This is a genomic window from Actinoplanes sp. HUAS TT8 (assembly GCF_051380535.1).
Classification (GTDB): domain Bacteria; phylum Actinomycetota; class Actinomycetes; order Mycobacteriales; family Micromonosporaceae; genus Actinoplanes.
The window spans coordinates 6,481,919-6,501,008 of record NZ_CP195646.1; the positions used below are offsets into that span (position 1 = coordinate 6,481,919).

A 19,090-nucleotide genomic window follows, 5' to 3' on the forward strand; every position below is an offset into this window, starting at 1 on the left:
AGGGTCCCCCGGGCTGTCGGAAACTGCCGCAACCACCCTGATGGCCGACCATTGTCCACACAAGACCGCATCGACAATTGTCAACTTTGTGTGTTGTACGCCTCCGCGGTGACGGTCAGGCCGTGGGGGCGGCCGAGGCGGCCCGGCCAGGAGACGACGACCTCGCGACTCTCGCCCGGGAGCAGCCAGAAGTAGTTGTCGTCGTAGCGGGCGGGCAGCACCCGCTCGCCGTGACCGTCGCGCAGCGCCAGCCGGACCAGGGCGGCGACGGCCGGGCCGCGGTTGGTCACCACGGCGGTGACCGCGTCCGGGTCCCGGGCGGGCCGGACGGTCACGCTCAGGCGGGTGCGCGGCATCGCCGACAGCGCCTTCATCTCCTCCGGCTTCGAGTACCGCCAGTACGTGTTCTCCGAGATCAGGGCGCCGCGCCGGTCACGCATCTCCAGCCGGACCAGGTGCAGGCCGGAGGTGGGCGCGGCCAGCACGAAGGCGGGCGCGGTGGACGAGGCGGCGACCGAGAGGGTGCGGCTCTGGGCCACCCCCAGGGCGCGTCCGCCGAGGTCGTACGCGCAAGCCTTGATCTTGATCTCGGAAAGCGGGGCCGACGTGTGGTTGACCACCCGCACCTGCCACGTGCCCGGGTCGGCCTGGACGTGGCGTGGTTCGCAGCTCTTGCGCGAGCCGTAGTAGGCGCCGTTCACGTCGAGGTCGTAGTCGTAGGTCTGCCAGACCGTGCTGTACCAGGCCGGATGCGACATCCAGAGCAGCAGCCCGGACGCGTTCTGCCACAGTCGCGCGTTCCACGCCTCGAACATCGCCCGGTGGTTCTCGAAGTTCACGAACTGGGCCCGTCGCGTGAACTCCTCGAGCGACGACGAGGGGCCGAAGCGGGCCTCGATCGCCGTCCGGTAGCCGTCCACGTGCTGGTTCCCGTTGCGCGCCCAGTCGTGGTAGCCCCAGACCTCGCCGATCGGCCAGGCCGGTTCGTCCTTGGCCAGGTTGCGCATGGTCTCGGCGTGCGGGACGACCGGCATGCCGATCTCGGTGTGGAAACCGAAGACGCCGGCCTTGTAGCTGAGCGGGTCGGCGTAGGCGGTCGGCTCGATCCAGTGCCACGGGCCGCTGCCGCTGACCACGCCGGCGTTGGAGGACGGCACGTAGACGATCTCCGGGTCGTTCTCGGCGACCGCCCTGCGCAGGCCGGCGTCGACGGCGGCCGGCGGGAACTGCTCGTTGGCGCCGCACCAGACCGCGATCGACGGGTGGTGCCGGTAGCGCCGGATGGTGTCGGCCACGATCGCGTCGTAGGTCGGCGACCCGTCGATGAACGGCCCGGCCTCCCAGAAGTCGTTCCAGACCAGGATGCCGAACTCGTCGCAGGCCGCGTAGAGCTCGTCGCGGGTGCTGCTGCCGATCCAGTTGCGGATCATCGTGAAGTTCATGTCGCGGTGCATGGCGACGGCGTCCCGGATCAGGTGCGAGCCGGTGCGGCGCAGCAGCTCGTCCCAGCCCCAGTTGCCGCCGCGGCAGAACACCGGCACGCCGTTGACGCTGATCTTCAGCTCGATCGCCGCGTTGTCGACGGTCGTCACGTCCGTCCACGCGTCCCCGTCGGCCGACACCTGGATCTTGAAGTCCCGGGCGTAGGCCGCCTCCCAGTCGATCTCGACCTGGTCGAACGCGACCGTCTCCCCCAGGTCGACCTGGATCCACTGGTTGTCAGAAGCAGAAGACGCCCATCGCGTACGGGCGTTGCCGTCCACCGCGTTCGCGGCCGGATTGGCGTCCTCGCTCGACGACGCCGTCACCGTCCTGCCCCGCGCCAGATCGGTGGCCGCGTCGGCCGCCCGCCGCACCGACAGCGTCCACATCGAGAAACCCCAGTCGGTGGCCCGCCGCAGACCCTGCACCCGCACGTGGCGGGCGTGCTGCTCACCGAGGTCGACGACCTGCTTGCCGGTGTTGCCGATCGGCGTCTCGTTGCTGCGTGACGCCAGGTCGTCCCAGGTGTCGCCGTCGTCCGAGGCCTGCACGCGGAAGTCCAGCGCGTACGCGGTCTCCCAGACCAGCGTGACCCGGTCGAAGCCGGCCGCCGCGCCCAGGTCGACCTGGATCCACTGGTCGTCGAGGTAGTCCGAGCTCCAGCGGGTGTTGGCGTCGCCGTCGACCACCGCGGGAGCCGAGCCGCTCTGGGTGGACGCGGTCGCGGTCTTCGCGCGGGCCAGGTCGGGGCCGTCGGCGCCGTCGTGGACCTCCAGGGACCACAGGGAGACGCCCCAGCCGGTGGCCCGGGCGCCGGCCTGCATCCGGACGTAACGCTTGGTGGTCCGCTCGAACGTGACCGTCTGGGTGGCGTGGTTGTTCTCGAACGCCAGCGGCGGGACGGCGGGCGGGGAGATGACGACGGGCTGGAAGGACTCGTACCCGTACTCCCGAATGCCGAATGTGATCTTCCGGGTGTCGCTGGTCTGCCGCGCGACCGTGGCGGTGACGGTCAGCTCGTGCAGGTTCGGGTCGCCGTAGCCGTTGGGCCACCACAGCTTCGGGTTGGTCACCCGGACCGGGATGAACGTGACCTCGGTGCTCGCGCCGGCCGGCACGGTGACCGTCTTCTCCATCCGGAAACTCGCGAACGACGCCCGGACGGTGACCGTGGTGGCGGTCGTCGCGACGTTGCGGAGCGGCACGGTGACGGTCACGTCGGCCGTCCGCGTGTCGGGAACCTTGCTGGTCACGTGCGCGTCGCCGATCACCACGGCGCCGGTGGTGCGCAGCCGCACGTGGTTCCACAGGCCGGCCACCCGGTCGCGGACCGCGGGCATCCAGTCCCAGCCGGACACCGCGAGGTAGGTCGGCGAGTCCAGCCAGAGCGAGCCGCCGTTGAGGAACGTCCAGCTGTCCAGGGTCTTGTCGCCGGGCGTGCCCGGGTGCGGCATCGGGGTGATCTTGACGGCGACGGTGTGGTCGGTGTGCCCCTTCAGCGCGGCCGTGATGTCCAGCGCGCCGCGGGCGAACGGGTGCGTCACCGTGCCCACGTCGACACCGTTCACCCAGGTCCGGGCCTCGTGGTTGATGCCGTCGAACTCCAGCCAGACGTGCCGGCCGGCCCCGGTGTTCAGGCCGCGGGGCAGGCGGAACTCGCGGCGGTACCACCAGGCGTGCCGGGACAGCGCCTCCGGGATCTTCAGGTTCTCGAAACCGGCCACCGGATCGGGCAGGTGACCGCGCTCGACCAGGGTGGCCAGGACCGTGCCGGGAACCGTGGCGGGCAGCCAGTCGCGCACGTCACGGCGGCCGGTCGACAGGGCCGGGCCGTCGGCCGGGCCGGCGAAGTCGTCCAGGGTCAGCGCCCAGCCCGACTCCAGGGGCACGGTGCCGTCGGCGGCCACGGTCAGCGCCGGGACGGGCGCGGTGTTGCCGCCGGCCCAGTCCGTCCAGCCGGTCGCCCTCGGGCGGGGGGACAGGGGGCGGCCGTACACCTGGAAGCCGTTGAGGCCGACCGGGTTCGTGGTCGATCGCCGGGTCGCGGTCATCCGCACGTGGCGGCCCTTGACCGGCGCGGCCAGGGTGATCGCCTGCGCGCCACCCGGCCCGGCCTCGGTCTGATACGCCGTCGACCAGGATTTTCCGTCCGGGGAGACCTCGATCTTGTACGCGACGGCGGCGCTCGACAGGATCTCGTCCCCGTCGGCGTTGTTGTAGTTGCCGTCGAACGGCCCGTCGGCCGGCGTGGCCTCGAAGGTCAGCGTGACCGCGGTGATCTCGCAGACGGCCTGCAGGTCGACGGCGATCCACTGCGGGTCGCCGCCGCCGGCCCGCCAGCCCGAACCCTTGACGCCGACCTGGTTGAGCAGGTCGACGACGAAGTTCGGCTGGGTCGGGGCGTACGCGGTCGACGAGACCGTGACCGGGCGGTAGAGGGCCAGGTCAGCGGGGGCGGCCGGGGTGGCCGGGGCGTTCGGGGCGGCCTCGGCCGGGCCGGGCAGCCCGATCGTGGCGAGCAGGCTGCCGCCGCCGGCGGCGAGGAAGGTACGGCGGGAAACGTTCATGGGGGCCTTCCACCAAATGACAACGTTGTCGGTCAACGGGTCGGAAAAACCCGCCGGCGGGCCGCCCCGATCAGGGGCGACTCGCCGGCGGGCCGGGGGGCCACCTCGGCTTAGTTGGCCGGGGTGACGGTGAACGGAAGTTCGACCTTGGCGCCCGAGGAGGCGCCGGTCAGGATGACGCCGGTGCCACCCGGCTGGGCCGTCCCGGGCACGCTGACGGTCTCGCCGGAGACGACCCCGTCGGCGTTGGCGTGCAGCGTGACGGCCGGTCCGGCGCCGACGCGGCCGGTCACCGTCTCGTTGGGCGCGAACCCGGAGCCGTCGACCGTGATCGCGGTGGCCCGCGGTCCCGCGGTCACCGAGAGGGTGGCCTGCGGCCGATACGCCGGAGTGGCGGCGGGCTTACCGGGGTCGACCACGGTGGACGTGATCGCGGCGGCGCCCTTGGCCACGGTCACCGTGAACGTGACCGTGCTGCTGGAGTACGCGTCCCAGGCGGTGACGTGCACGGTGTACGCGCCCGGCTGGGCGTACGTGTGCTTACCACCGATCGCCCCGGACCCGTCGATGGTGGCGTCGGCCGGCACGGTGCCGTCACCCCACTGGACCGTTGCGTGGGCCCCGCCGATGACCGAGCCCAGCGTCGCCGCGAACTCCTTACCGGCGGTCGCCGTCTGGCCGGCCGGCGCGGTCAGCGCCAGTTCCGGCCGGGGCGTGCCGTCGTCGGCGATCGCGAAGACGTGGATCCGGCCGGCCGAACCGGGGTCGCCGGTCTGGGTCGGCAGGGTCACCGAGACGAGCGTCTTGCCCGCCGGGATCTGGTACGGCGCGGTGGCGAACAGGAACGGCACCGCCGCGTCCTGGTCCGGGCCGTGCAGCCGGTAGGCCGACTTGGCGACGATCACGTTGCCGTAGGCCGGCGTGGCGTTCGGGTTCGCGCCCATGGTCCAGTCGGTGAACTGGATCGGGATGCTCGCCGTGCTGCCGTCGCTGAACGTCGCGGTGCCGGTGGTGCTCTGGTTGCCCTGGGTGCCGGTGCCGACGAACGAGATGCTCCTGGCGTCGGCGGGCAGGTTCAGCGCGACCGTCTTCCCGTTGCCGCTGGCGTTGTCGGGCTGCCCGGCCGGGGTCACCGGCAGGGTGAACCGCAGCGCGGTGCCCGGCACGGTCACCGGCTTGCCCTGGGTCACGCCGGCCGCGGCCAGCGCGCTGCGGGAGTAGGCCCAGTTCTTGGCGTCGCAGTTGGCCCCGAGCACCCCGTCGTCACCGATGCAGACGGTGTCGAACGCGGCGGCCAGACCCGAGTCGGGCACGTAGCTCACCTGGACACCGACGGTCGCGGAGTCCTGCCCGGTGCCGTCGGTCACGGTGACCTTGGCCTGATAAAAACCGGGTTTCGCGTACGTGTGGGAGCCGCTCACGCCGTAGACCGCCCGCGAGCTGAGCGTCGTCGTGCCCGCGGTGGCCGGCGTGCCGTCACCCCAGTCGACGGTGGCCTGGTAGCCGCTCGCGGTCCCGCCGGTGACGGTGGCCAGCGGCACCGTGACCGCCGTGCCGGAGAGCGCCGGAACGGTCGTGGCGCCGCTCACCGTGACGCTGCCGCCGCCCAGCTTGACGTCGCCGCCGGCCAGCAGTTCGATCTCGGCCAGGTTGGCCTGCGGGGCCCCGGTCGTCCGGCCGACGACCAGGCGGAACTGGGTGAACCGGCCGGGCCGGGTGATCTGGAACGGCCGGGTCTGGTTGCGCCAGGCGAACGTCTCGCCGCGGCGGGAGTCCAGGGTGGTCCAGGTGATCCCGTCCTTGGAGCCCTGCAGCTGCCAGTCGGCCGGGTCGCCGGCCTTGGCCCCCGAGGTGAGGGTGTAGTAGGTCGGCGCCTGCTTGCCGCCCCGGAAGTTCCAGTTGACCGTCGGCGTGGCCGAGTCGAACGTCAGCTGGGTGCTGGACGTGTCGTCGAACAGCTTCGAGGCGTCCTGGCCGCCGGACGTGGTCGCGGTGCCGAGACCGGGACCGGTGACGTCCTGCAGCGGCTTGGGTGCCTCGGTGCCCTTGGTCAGCGACGGCGGCACGTCGTTCTTCCCGGTGGACCAGGACGACGGCTTCGGGCCCATGACGAACTCGATCGTGCCGCCCCGCTTGAGGACCGACGAGTCGATCGAGACGTTCTTCTGGGTCTTGCCGTTGACCCGGGCGGACTGGATGTAGACGTTCTTGACGCTGTTGTCGTACGCCTTGACGACGATGTCGCCGGTGGTGCGGTGCACGGTCATCCGGTCGAACTGCGGCGAGCCGATGGCCCAGCTGGACGAGCCGTTCTGCAGCGGGTAAAGGCCGAGCGAGCTGAGGATGTACCAGGACGACATCTCGCCGTTGTCCTCGTCACCCAGGTAGCCCTGGCCGATCTCGCTGCCGACGTAGAGCCGCTGCAGGATCTCCCGCACGATCGCCTGCGTCTTGGACGGGGCGCCGGTGTAGTCGTACATGTACGGGATGTGGTGCGAGGGCTGGTTGCTCATGCCGAGCTGGCCGAGGCGTACGGCCCGGGCCTCCAGCATCTCGTGGATCGTGCCGCCGTACCCGCCGGGGTGGTCGGCCTTCTCCGGGGTGGCGAAGAACTCGTCGAGCTTCTTCTCCAGCTGCTTGCGTCCGCCGTACAGGTTGGCCAGGCCCTGCCCGTCCTGCTGGGCGGTGAACGCGTAGTTCCAGCCGTCGGTCTCGGTGTAGACGCCACCCCAGTCGAGCGGGTCACCGTTCAGGAACGTCCCGTTGGCCTGCCGCCCCTGGAAGAACTCGCTCTTCGAGTCGAACAGGTTGACGTAGTTGCGGGCCCGCTCCAGGAAGTACCGCGACTCCTCCTTGAGCTGCTTCACCCGCGACTTCGGGGTGGCCCGGTCCTTGGCCAGGCCGGCCGCCATGTTGCCGAGACCGAAGTCGTTGATGAACCCTTCCAGGGCCCACGACACGGACTCGCCGGTGGTGGTCGGCGTGTAGCCGAGGAACAGCGACGTCTCGATGCCCTTACGGCCGACCGCGCTGCGCCCGGAGGCGACCGTGGCGTCCTTGACCGCGGCGTCGTACGCGCCGAGCGGGTCGGGCAGCTTGACCCCGTTCAGGTACGCCTCGGCCAGGGCGACGTCGGCGCTCGTGCCGGTCATCAGGTCGGCGTAACCGGGCGAGGACCAGCGGGCGATCCAGCCGCCGTCGCGGTACTGCTGGACGAAACCGTCGGCCAGCTTGGCCGCGACGTCCGGGTAGAGCAGCGAGTACGCCGGCCACACCGTGCGGTAGGTGTCCCAGAACCCGTTGTTGACGTAGATCTGGCCGTCGACCAGCTTCGCCCCGGTGTTCGTCGGGGTGGAGGTGCCGGTCGCCGCCGACACCGGGCTCGCGTACTGCCAGTGCGGCGCGGTCGCGGTGCCGGTGTTCTCCGACTGCGAGTTCGGGTACAGGTTGAGCCGGTACAGGTTGGAGTAGAGCGTGACCAGCTGCGTCTCGGTCGCGCCCTGCACCTCGACCCGGCCCAGCCGGTCCTTCCAGGCCGCGGTGGCGGCCTTGTGGATCTGGTCAAAGCTCCTGCCGGTGACCTCCAGGCCGAGGTTCTTCCCGGCCTGGTCGACCGAGATGAACGAGGTCGCGAACCGCAGGGTCACGGTCGCCGACGCCGAGGTGTCGAAGGTGGCCGAGGCGGCCGCGGTGGCGGCCGGCGCCCGGTCGAACGTGCCGGCGTAGAACATCCGGCTCCGGCCGGCGGACAGGCCGCTGCCGTTGTCGACCCAGCCGGTGACCGTGCCGTCGGCCGCGATGGTGAACGTGCCGTTCTGGAAGACCACGCTGCCGGTGGCCGAGCCGGCCGGGAACGTGAAGTCGGCGACGCCGCCGTGGTCGGTCGGGGTCATCCGCGCGACCAGGCCGTTCTGCGTCTTCACCGAGTAGAGGTCGGGGCGGGCGATCTCGTCGTCGTGGCTGAACGCGAGCGCGCGGGTGCTCGGCGTGCCGGTCAGGTTGCCACCGGCCGGGACCGGCATGACCGACATCTGGTTGCGGTCACCCATCCACGGGCTGGGCTCGTGCGAGATCGCCAGGCCCTGCAGCGTCGGGAGGTTGGCCGCGTTGTTGTCGCGCTGGTAGACGTACTCCCACGAGTCGGACGTGGCGTTGGTGACCGGCGTCAGGAAGTTGAAGCCGTTCGGCACCGCGGCCAGGGGCAGGTTGTTGCCTCGGGAGAAACCGCCGGACGCGTTGGTGCCGCGCCGCGTGTCGACGTAGTTGGTCAGGGCCGACTTGTCGATCGCGGCCGGCGTGCCGGTCACGGTGACGTCGTCGATCCAGCCCTGGAACCGGGTGACCGCCTTGGCGCCCGCGTTGTCGTAGGACAGCAGGATCCGGTCGATCGTCTTGCCGCTGGCGACCGTGCCGACGTCGGCCTGGACGGCGTTCCACTCGTCGGCCAGCAGCACCTTCGACGCGCCCTGCCCGGCCGCCGTGAGGGCGTAACCGTGCTGGTCGATCGGGGACCGCTTGCTCAGGTAGGTGCCGTCGGTGAAGTGCAGGTCGATCGCGGCGAAGGTGGACGGATACTGCAGATCCTCGCCGGTGAGCTCGGGGAAGATCTTGTAGTTCAGCCGCGTCTTCGGCCCGACGGGGATCTTCACATCGAAAAGACGATTGCTCGCGTACGACCGTCCGTCGCCCTCGGCCGCACCGGCGTAGCGCAGCGAGGCGACCCCGGTGAACCCGGCGCCCGGCTTGGCGTTGGAGCCCCGGGACGGGCCGGCGCCGACGACGCTGACCATCGGCGTGGACGGCGGCTTGACGTCGGTGCCGTCGCTGATGTCCCAGTCGGCCAGCTGGATGAGCGAGTCACCGGAGTTGGCGGTGATGTTCAACCGGTAATAGCCGTACGCGGTGGTGTTGGCGAGGGTGTAGGTGTTGGTCGCGAAGCGACCGCCGAAGGTCTGGCCGGTCCGGGCGTCGAGGTCGACCCAGTCGGTGCCGTTGGCCGAGCCCTGCAGCGTGAAGTTCTTGGGGTCGCGCCCGGCCGCGTCGTTCGCCGAGGTCAGCGAGTACTTGACGACCTTCACCGGCGCGGCCAGCTGGTAGGTGGCCCAGCCGGTCGTGCTGAACGTCAGCCACTTGGTCGACGAGTCGCCGTCCTTGAGCTTGACCGCGGTCTCGTTAGGCGGGTTCTCGGCGCTGGCGGTCACGGCGGTGACCTGGCCGAGGACGCTGCCGGGAAGCCCGGTGCGGATCGAGCCGGTCAGGTTGCCCTGGACCGGTTTGCCGGCCGCGTCGAGCTCGGCGGTGCTGGCCACGGGTTGCTGGTCGGTGGACTCGAACGAGGAACGGAAGTCTCCGGCCGCGACCGCGGCACTGGCCGCGGTCGGAGCGGACAGCAGTCCGGCCGGGAGGAGAAGCGCGCCGGCGACGGCTGACCACCGTCGGGGCGAGCGGGAGAATCTCATGCGGACTCCAAGCGGAGGAGGTGCACAGTGGACGCCCTGCTGATCAGTGATCGCCAGCCTCGCCCCGCACTGACAACGTTGTCAAGGACGTCCGGGAAATCGGCTGGAAACATTACTGACTGATCGTCGTCACTGCCGTCGAACCGCCCGTCGGCGCCGATTTCCGGCACCGCGCCCGAACCTCGATGGGCCGCCGTTTTCCGGCGCCACGGACGAAAAAGGTGCCGGGCGGCGAACCGCCACCCGGCACCGGCTCAGCGAGGAATCAAGGTGTCTCGATCGGATCCGGTGACCCGCTGTTCGCCGGGTCGGACGGCGCCGGCGACGACCCGGACGGCTCCGGGGCGGACGGCGACACCGAGCCCGACGGCGACGGCGAGGTCGGCGTCGACTCCGGCTCCGGGCTGGACGCGCTCGGCTTCGGCCCGGCCAGGGGCTTGCTGGCGATCGTGGTCTCCGGGAAGTCGAACGTCCACCCGTCGGCCAGCAGGTCCGGGATCAGCGTGCGCAGCGCCGCCACGGTCTGCTTCCGGTCGCCGCCACCGTCGTGCACGAGCACCACCGCCCGGGGCGTGAGCTGCTGCTTGATCCGGGACGCGATCACGTCGGCGCCCGGCAGCAGCCAGTCGTCCGGGTCGACGACCCAGCCGAGCGGGGTGTGCCCGGCCTTGCCGCCGGCCTTGGCCGACGGGCCGAAGTCGCCGTAGGGCGCGCGGTAGTAGGTGACCGTCGCCCCCGGCACGGCGTCGGCGATCGCGGCGTCCGCCTCGGCGATGTCCGCCGCGCTCTTCGCCTCCGGCACGATGCCCAGGTCGTCGTGGTGCATCGAGTGGTTGCAGAGCCGGTGGCCGTCGTTCACGATCCTTCTCACCAGGTCCGGGTACCAGGTCACGTTCTCGCCGACCATGCAGAACGTGGCCTTCACGTGGTACTGCGCGAGCAGGTCGAGCACGGCCGGGGTGTCCTCGGACGGCCCGTCGTCGAAGGTCAGCGCGAGCCGCTTGCCGCTGTGCTCGGTGTGCACGACCGGCTCGTAGCCGGACGCGGGCGGATGCAGGGTGGTGACCGAGTCCGGGTTCTTGGCGTCGTGCCCGGTCTTGCCGAAGTCGCCGGTGTCGGTCCGGCCGACGTGCGCGGGCTTGGGCAGCGCGGTGACCGGCTCGCCCTTCAGCGCCGACCTGGTGAAGTCCCGCCAGATGTAGGACGGCATGGTGTCGCCCTCGATGGGTTTGTTCTTCGCGTCGCGCAGCGGGCCCGGTTTCGCCTTGCCGATCCAGACCACGCTGGCCAGCTCGGGCGTGTAGCCGGCCATCCACGCGTCCTGATTGTCGAGCGTGTCCCGGAACTGCTGGGTGCCGGTCTTCCCGGCCGCCGGCCGCCCCGGCGTGATGCCGTGCTCCTTCACCACACTCTGCAGCACGGTGGTGACGTCGGCCGCGATCTTCGGGTCGACCGCGGTGGTCGCCTTGTCCGGAGTCGTGTACCCGGACCCGCCGGCCGCGGTCACCGACTGCACGAAGTGCCGCTCGTGCCGGACCCCGCCGCCGGCCAGGGTCGCGTAGACGGTCGCCAGGTCACCCGGCTCGACCGCGTAGCGCCCGAGCGAGATGTCACCGCGCGTCTTGCCCGGGGCCGGGTCACCCTTGACGTCGACCATCGACTTCTGCCCGTCGTACTTCTCCGGAATCCCCAGACGTACGGCCATGTCGCGCACCCGGCCCGGCCCGATCTGCGCGGTCACCGCGTAGAACGGCGTGTTCAGCGAGTCGACCATGGCGTGCTGCAGGGTGCACTCGGCGCACTGCAGGTTGTCGTGGTTGCGCAACGGCACACCCCGGTCCGGGAACAGCCGGGGCGAACTCCCGTCCCACCGGGACTGGTAGGCGATCCCCCGGCCCAGCGCCGCCGCCAGCACGATCGACTTGAACGTCGACGCCGCCGGGTGCAGCGCCGCCGCGTTGTCGAAGTAGCCGCTGCCGTGCTCACCGCCGTAGTACGCCCGCACGCCGCCGGTCCGCGGGTCGAGGGCGACGAGCGCGGCCTGCAACCCGGACGGCTGACCGTGCAACCGGGTCCGCACCGCGCTCACGGCCGACTGCTGGGCCGCCTGGTCCAGGGTGGTGACCACCTTCAGGCCCTGGGTGTGCAGCTGCTGCGAGGTGATGCCGTGCCCGGCCAGCTCCCGTTCGACCTGGTCGACGACGAGCCCGAGCGGGCCGCCGATCGCCGAACCGGCCGGGCGGATCGCCGGGTAGGTCACCTTGGCCGGGTCGATCAGGCCGGCGTCCCGGGCCGTCGCGAAGATCCAGTTCCAGCGGCGACGGGCGCCCTTCGGGTCGTGGTCCGGGTCGTAGGCCCACGGATCCTTGATGACCGCGGCCAGCACCGCGCCCTGGGCGAAGTCCAGCCGGTCCGGGGTGATGCCGAAGTACGCGTTGGCGGCGGCGGCGATCCCGTACGCGCCCCGGCCGTAGTAGATCGTGTTCAGGTACCGGTCCAGGATCTCGTCCTTGCCGTACTGCCGCTCCAGGTTGATCGCGAGCGCCAGCTCCTGCATCTTCCGGTCGACGGTCACCTGCTGCGTCAGGAACGCATTCCGCGCGTACTGCTGGGTGATCGTCGACGCGCCCTCGTGCTTGCCGCTCACGTCGGCCACCATCGCCCGGGCCACGCCCCGCACCGACACCCCGGCGTGCTCGTAGTAGTCCCGGTCCTCGGCCAGCAGGACGGCCTGCCGCAGTTCGGGCGAGATCGCCGACAGGGGCACGTCGTTGTGGTCGGTCGCGCCGACCCGGGCCAGGATGGTCTTCCCGTCCCGGTAGTACAGGACCGAGGCCTGGGGCTGCGCCACCGCACCGGGCACCGGGACCGACTCCACATAGGCCTCGGCGGCGCCGATCCCGGCCGCGCCCCAGAACATCAGGACGGCCGCGGCGGTCGCCACGATCCGCCGCCACCGCCGGGGCCGCTTCCCCACGGCCTCAGCCGAAGGCTCCGGCTCCGGCTCCGCGGCGGGCTCGGTCGCGGGTTCCGGCTCGGCGATGCGCGCGGCCGCAGGATCGGGTTCGGGTTCGGTGGTGTCCGGCTCGGCGCGGGTGTCGGGTTCGGCCGCAGGCTCCGGCGGGTCGGACGGTTCCTGGGACTCGATGGGTTCCTGCACACCCGCATAGACGCGGGAACCACCGTCCGGTGTGGCATGTGATCTTCCGTGACCGCCCGGTCACTCCCGATTTCCGGCGTGTTGACCAGCCATTTCGCGAAGGTTGCCAGGAAATCGAATGAAATATGTCACTTTTCCGGGGCGGGCGGCGGGGTTTCATCCTTGCGACCGCGCTTCTGCAGCCGCCGCTGGGAACTGGCCGACATGTACTTCCCGGCCCGCGACGCCGACCCGTGCTCGGTCTCCCGCTCCAGATAGTCCAGAGTGGCCACTTCCTCGGCCAGGTCGGCCGCCAGTGCCTCGGGCGCATCCCCCTGAGCCCCGGCGATCTCGGCCCGGGCCTGCCGCAGCTCCTTCAGCGCGGCCTCCGAGTCACCCCGGTCGAGCAGCTCCGACGCGCGGCGTTTGGCCTGCTGGGCCCGCAGGTAGACGAGCTCGGTGCGCACCACCGGATCGGGCACCCGCCCGGCCGCGCGATCGCCCGGCACCACGTTGACGTGCACCGGGACGGTGACCGTGTGCTGGGCCAGCGCCGGCAACTCCACATACGTGAACGTCAGCGTCGCGACCTCGGTCAGGCCGAGCGCGGCGACCGCCGGGACGTCGAAGGTCAGCACGAGCTTGCGGGTCTCGTCGGCGTAGAAGCCGCCCAGCTCGACCAGCAGGCCGTCGTCGACCGGCCGGGCCGGCAGCTCGTTGACGACCAGCACGCCGCGCACCGCCGGGGTGAGCCCCACGTGCAGCGACGCCGCCTGCGCGGTCTGCGTGAGCAGCCCCTCGACCTCGCCGGCGATGAGCGCGGCCGCGGTGTCGGGCTCCTCGGCGAAGTGCTCGTTGCCGGAGCCGCCGCGGGCGATGGCCGACATGAGCCGCTCGTCGTAGCCCAGCCCGAAACCGAGCGTGGTGGTGGTGACGCCGTGCTCATACGCCTCGGCGGCCACGCGGGACAGCGCATCCGGGTCGACGATGCCCGCGTTGGCGTGCCCGTCGCTGATCAGCAGCGTGGTGGCGCCGGTGGCGCCGGCCACCCGCCGGGCCTCCTGCAGGCCGCGCAGGTAGCCCCCGGACAGGTCGGTGCTGCCGCCCGGCCGCAGGTTGTCGATCGCCCGCCTCGCCGAGACCTTGTCGGTCAGCCGCGCCGCCGGCACCGGCACGTCGACCTGGTTGTCGAAGACCACCAGTCCGAAGTGGTCGCGCGGGTCGAGCCGGTCGACCAGCGCGACGAGCGCGGTCTTGGCCCCGGCGAGCCGCCCACCGGACATCGAGCCGCTGCGGTCGAGCACGATCTGCAGCGTGTTCGGCGCGCGCTCGCCGGACCCGGTCGCGGCCGGCGCGGTCAGCTCGATCATCACGGACACCTGGTCATCGGTCTCGACGGCGATCATCTCCACGTCGAGGTGGGCGGTGATGTGCACGCGGCTCACTCCTTGTCCCCTGAGGCGGCCCGACTGTACTGGTCCCACGCCACCCCCGAAGATCAACTTCACATTCTTCATTGCCTCGGTCCGCCGGGGTACGGACCGTCGCTCCCGCGGGGACCCTTCCGACCCTCGCAGGCCGCTGGCGCGGCCAGAACGCGAGGCCCGCAAGGGCGACGTGGTCGGTTGGTCGCGGTCAGAGCAACAAACCTTGACGGGGCACCCGGGCGATCGCAGAATCGGGCCGTGCTCGACTCGCTGGGATTGACCGATCTGGAACAGCGGGTCTACGCGGATCTGCTCGGCGGCCACGCGGCAACCGTGCGGGAGCTGACCGCCCGTACCGGAGAGGAATCGTCGAAGATCCAGAGCGCCGTCGCGACCCTGCACGCGCACGGCCTGGTCGGGCTGGACGGCGACCGCATCTCCCTGGCCCCGCCCGACCTGGCCATCGACTCGCTGCTGCTGGGCCGGATGCGGCAGTTGCAGGAGGCCCGGCGGGGTGTCCGCGCCTGGATCCAGAGTCAGCAGAGCGCCGAGCCGTCGGCCAGCGGGGTCGAGGCGGTCGTCGGCGCGTCCGCCGTCGGTCAGGTCTTCGACCAGGTGCTGCGCGGCGCCCAGGAGGAGGTGCTGGGTTTCGACCGGCCGCCCTACCTGGGCGGGTACCACGACAATCCGACCGAGATCGAGCTGCTGGAACGCGGGGTGCGGTTCCGGATCGTCTACGACCGGCGGACCCTGGAACGGCCGACCGCGGCCCAGCGGATCGGGGCCTGTGTGGCCGCCGGCGAGCAGGCGCGGGTGGCGGCCGACGTCCCGGCCAAGCTGGCGGTGGCCGACGGCCGGGTCGGGCTGCTGTCCTTCCCCGGCCCGGGTGAGCTGCCGGCCGAGCCGTGGGCGTTCGTGGTGCGCGGCCCGGCCTGGGTCGAGGTCCTGGTCGCGCTCTTCGGCGAGGTGTGGGATCGGGCGACGCCGCTGCGGCTGGCCCCGGGCGCGACCGAGATCGAGAACCTGGATCGGTGGAACGTGCCCACCCCGACCGACCGGCAGATGCTGTCGCTGCTGATGTCCGGGCTGCCCGACAAGGCGGTCGCCTCCCAGCTGGGGATGTCGCTGCGTACGGTGCAGCGCCGGCTACGTCACCTGATGGACGTGACCGGCGCCGCCACCCGCATGCAACTGGGTTGGTTCGTCGCGAGGAACGACTGGTTGTGACTACTTACGGACGGTGAGCGCCACGGTCACCGGCACCGTCGCCGCGGTCGCCCCGTTGCTGACCAGCAGCAGTGTCGCCCGGTGGACGCCCGGCCTCAGCCCGGTCGTGTCGACGGTCACCCGCACCGACGCCGTCCCGCCCGGGGTCACCGTCCCGGTCGGGTTCACCGTGGCCAGCCAGGGGATCTCGCTGTAGGCCGGCAGCTGCCCGGACACGTGGTAGACGCGCGCCTGCCCCGGCGTCCAGGCCTGTCCGAGCGTCCACAGGTCGCCCTGGTCGTCGACGGTCAGACCGGCCGCGCTGAGCCCGTCCGGGTCGGGGTCGGGCGCCCAGCTCAGCTCGGCGCACGTGTCCGGGTCGAGCGCCCGCAGCCGTTCCCCCTGGTTGTCCTGGTTGAGGCTCCACAGCACGTTCTGCTTCTCGTTGAGTTCGAGTCCCACGGTCCACGGAACGGCCGGCACGCACTGCCCGAGCACCTCGCCCGGTGTGGTGTGGCCGAGCCCGGCAATGTGCCGGATCGCGCCGTCCCCGGCCAGGTAGAACGTGTCGTCCGAGGCCCGGTAGGCCAGCCCGTAGTAGAGCGTCCCGGCCCGGGGCGTCGGAATCGTGGCCTTGACCTGCAGCGAGTCCCGGTCGAAGCAGACGATCGGCAGGTCGCCGACGATCGACATGCTCGGCCCGCAGGACAGTCCGCGCGACGGCACCGAGGTCAGGTCGGACGCCCACCCGTTCATCGGGATCACGCCCCGCCCGAGCAGGTTCCCGCCGGTGTCGAACCGTTCCACCTGGCCCCAGAAGTACGTGTCGGTGACCAGGACCTTCCCGTCGTGCCAGTCGATGCCGTACGCGTTGTAGAGGTCCGGGATCCCGAACGAGCCGAGCACCTTCCCGGGTTCCCCGTCCGGCGCCGTGGCCGAGTTGATCTCCCGCGCGTCCCAGGTCGCCGGCAGTCCCCCGCGGTTGCCCAGCGGGATGTCGACGGTCGCGGTGCCCCCGGCGCGAACCGTCACCGAACGTGACGCCGGCGCGGTCAGCAGCGGCGTCCGCAGCTTCACGTCGGCCGTGCGCACGGTGTTGGCCGCGACCGTCGCGACGATCGGCGCGCTCTCGTAGGCCGGCTTGCCGACCGTCCCGGTGACCGGCCCGGCCGGCCGCTGCACCTGCCACCCGCCGTCCGCATCGGTGCTGGTCCCGAGCACGTCCGCGGCCACGACCGGCCGGCCGGTGTTGGCGTCGAGAACCCGGCCGCGGAGAAGTCCGGCGCCCGGCACCGCGAAGGTCACCGCGGTCTCGTTCTTCAGGACAGGATCATTCTGCGCGTACGACAGGAGGTTCGTCCCCTTCGCGTCGGCGATGCCCACGAGGGCGGACGCGCCGGCCGGCAAATTCCGGTAGCGGACGGTGATCGCACCACCCCGCCCGAGCAGGATCTGCACGTCGATCCGTTTCGCGGTGCCCTTGATCAGCGCCCCGGTCCACGTCACGGCGAATCCGTCGTGGCCCGCCCGGGTGGTCACGTGGGACCGCCGGTCGAGCACGAGATCGGCCCGGAATGCGTTGACCGTAGCCCCGTCCCCGAACGTCAGATACCCGTCGTCGTGCACGGTGACCTGCCGATACGTGACGCCGTAGAAGGTCACCGGCTCGGGCAGCCGCACCGTTCCCGGCTTGACCGTCCGCCCGCCGGTGGTGAACCGGGCCCGGGACTCGGTGACCGTGTAACCGAACCCGTCGGTCTTCGCCGCCAGGGCCACGTCCAGGGTCTCGTCGCCGTCCACGGTCAGCGCGACCGTCCGCGGCGCCAGCCACCGTCCGTAGTCGACGACCACGTCGTAGTCGCCCTCCGGCAGCGGCCCGGTGAACCGCCCGCCGGCCCCGGTCACGAAGCCGGGGAACGTCTCGTCGGCCAGCCGCACCGAGGCACCGGCCACCGGCCGGCCGGACGGGTCGGTGACCACCCCGGTGACCTGGTGCCAGGGTGCGGGCGCGGTCAGGTCCACGTCGAGGGACTGGGTCGCGCCGGCCGCCAGGGTGAGCGTGCGGCGCTGGGTGAGCTGGGCGAACCGGGAGACGGTGAGCGTGTAGTCGCCGGCCGGGACGCGCCCGAGCTCGGCCGTGCCGTCGGCGCCGGTGCGCGCGGTCCGGGTCACCACGTCCGAGGCGAGCGTCACCTTCGCCTCGGGCATCGGGTTGCCGGCGCCGGTGACGGTCACCGTGATGCCGCCGTGCTGGCCGGCCGTCCCGGCCTGGACCAGCGCGTACGCGTCCAGGCGCCCCTGGCCGTAGACGTTGTTGTCGGCCGCGTCGCCGCCGCACGTCTCGTCGTCGGCGTCGTGCGCGCTGGCGTCCAGCAGTTCCCGGGTGGCCGCGACGTCACGGCGCAGGTTCGGGTTGGCCGACCAGAGCAGCGCGACCGCGCCGGCCACGTGGGGCGCGGCCATCGAGGTGCCGCTGTCCAGGCCGTACCCGCCGCCGGGACGGCTGGAGAGCACGTCCACGCCGGGTGCGGCGATGTCCGGGCGGGTCGAGCCGTCGTCGGCCGCACCCCGGCTGGAGAAGTAGGCCGCGGTGCCGGTGCTGTCGAGGGCGCCCACCGCGTACACCTGCGGGTTGGTCGCCGGGTAACCGGCGGTGCCGCAGCCGTTGACGCCGTCGTTGCCGTTGGAGAAGACCGGGAAGATGCCGGCCGCGACCCAGGTCGCGATGATGTCGTCGTAGAACGTGCTGCCGTCCTCGGGGCCGCCCCACGAGTTGTTGACGATGTCCGGCGACAGGTCGGGCCGCGGGTTCTGCCCGTTCGCGTCGGTCGGCGCGAGCATCCACTGACCGGCCGCGAGCAGCGCCTCCTCGGTGCAGCCGTCGACCTGGCAGCCCTTGGCGGCGATCCACCGCGCGCCGGGCGCGACGCCGACCGTGTGGCCGGCCCCGTCGTCGCCGGTCATCGTGCCGGTGGTGTGCGTGCCGTGCCCGACGTCGTCGCACGGCACCCCCGGCTCGGGGCAGGTGCCGGTCGCGTCGAACCAGTTGTAGGCGTGGCTGACCGTGCCGTCGGCGGCGGTCCCGCGGTACTGCCGGATCAGCGCCGGGTGGTCGAACTGGACGCCGGTGTCCAGGCTGCCGACGACGACGCCGTCACCGCGTACGCCGTAGTCGTCCCAGACCTTGTCGGCGCCGATCTGCTGGAGGCCCCACGGCAGCTCGGTCGCGGCCGACGCACTCGCGCCGAGCGGGTCCACCGTCACCGCGGTCGCGGGCAGCGCGATCCGGCCCACGTCGGCGCGGGCGGCCAACTCCCGGACCAGCGCGAAGTCCCCGGTCACCTCGATCGTGTTCGCGATCCAGAACGTCTTGTAGTCGAGCCCGCGCGCCTCCAGCAGCTCCCGCAGCCCATGCTGGGTCCGCTCGGCGTGCGCGACCCGGTCCTGGTAGACGTGGGTGGTTCGGGCGACGCGGGCGGCCCGGCCGGGCGACGACGCCGGGGCCGGGCCCGGCTCCCCGCGGTCGGCCAGGTCGACGAAGAACGTCTGCCGGTCGCCCGAGGCGAACTTCAGCAACAGTCGTGGATCCACCTTGTCGCCGGCCGGCGCGGCGCCGGCCTGGGCGGGCGCCACCAGCAGCGCGGCGACCAGCACGCCGGCCAACAATCCGAACTTGCGCAACGAGACCCTCCTCCATCGGTCCAGGCCGATTCTTGGGCTCGTTTGTTTCCGGGGAACCGGGTCGCGATGGCGGAGGACGGACATGGCGCAACTCCGCCACACCGCTGTAGATCGAGCAATTACGATACG

At 71.8% G+C, this 19,090-nt stretch carries 6 protein-coding genes; 1 reads left to right on the forward strand and 5 read right to left on the reverse strand.

What is annotated here, in order from left to right:
* Positions 1 to 80 precede the first annotated feature (80 nt).
* The 4 genes from ACSHV8_RS29020 to ACSHV8_RS29035 all read right to left on the reverse strand — a co-directional run bounded on the left by ACSHV8_RS29020 (position 81) and on the right by ACSHV8_RS29035 (position 14,083).
* Entirely contained in the window at positions 81 to 4,049 is a 3,969-nt protein-coding gene (locus tag ACSHV8_RS29020) for a discoidin domain-containing protein (protein WP_436520679.1), read from the reverse strand.
* A 110-nt stretch (positions 4,050 to 4,159) separates the two neighbouring features.
* Positions 4,160 to 9,508, reverse strand: a complete 5,349-nt coding sequence (locus ACSHV8_RS29025) for a GH92 family glycosyl hydrolase (protein WP_436520681.1) — start codon at positions 9,506 to 9,508, stop codon at positions 4,160 to 4,162.
* Between the two features lie 265 nt (positions 9,509 to 9,773).
* Positions 9,774 to 12,668: a transglycosylase domain-containing protein gene (locus tag ACSHV8_RS29030; protein WP_436520683.1), complete on the reverse strand. Its 2,895-nt coding sequence runs from the start codon at positions 12,666 to 12,668 to the stop codon at positions 9,774 to 9,776.
* A 128-nt stretch (positions 12,669 to 12,796) separates the two neighbouring features.
* On the reverse strand, positions 12,797 to 14,083 hold the full coding sequence (locus ACSHV8_RS29035) for a vWA domain-containing protein (protein WP_436520685.1): 1,287 nt from the start codon (positions 14,081 to 14,083) through the stop codon (positions 12,797 to 12,799).
* A gap of 249 nt (positions 14,084 to 14,332) precedes the next feature.
* Here ACSHV8_RS29035 and ACSHV8_RS29040 point away from each other — a divergent pair, with 249 nt between their 5' ends.
* A complete protein-coding gene (locus tag ACSHV8_RS29040; protein WP_436520687.1) occupies positions 14,333 to 15,301 on the forward strand; it encodes a helix-turn-helix domain-containing protein in 969 nt (322 codons plus the stop codon).
* On the opposite strand, the gene ACSHV8_RS29045 is transcribed toward ACSHV8_RS29040, so the two are convergent.
* The gene (locus tag ACSHV8_RS29045; protein WP_436520689.1) at positions 15,302 to 18,961 is read right to left on the reverse strand and encodes a S8 family serine peptidase; all 3,660 of its coding nucleotides are present in this window, start codon (positions 18,959 to 18,961) and stop codon (positions 15,302 to 15,304) included. It abuts the gene before it with no gap.
* Positions 18,962 to 19,090 lie beyond the last annotated feature (129 nt).

What these genes read in the sequence shown, in the direction of transcription:
- ACSHV8_RS29020 (WP_436520679.1), bottom strand. Translation starts at nt 4,049, where the DNA reads ATGAACGTTTCCCGCCGTACCTTCCTCGCCGCCGGCGGCGGCAGCCTG.
- ACSHV8_RS29025 (WP_436520681.1), bottom strand. Translation starts at nt 9,508, where the DNA reads ATGAGATTCTCCCGCTCGCCCCGACGGTGGTCAGCCGTCGCCGGCGCG.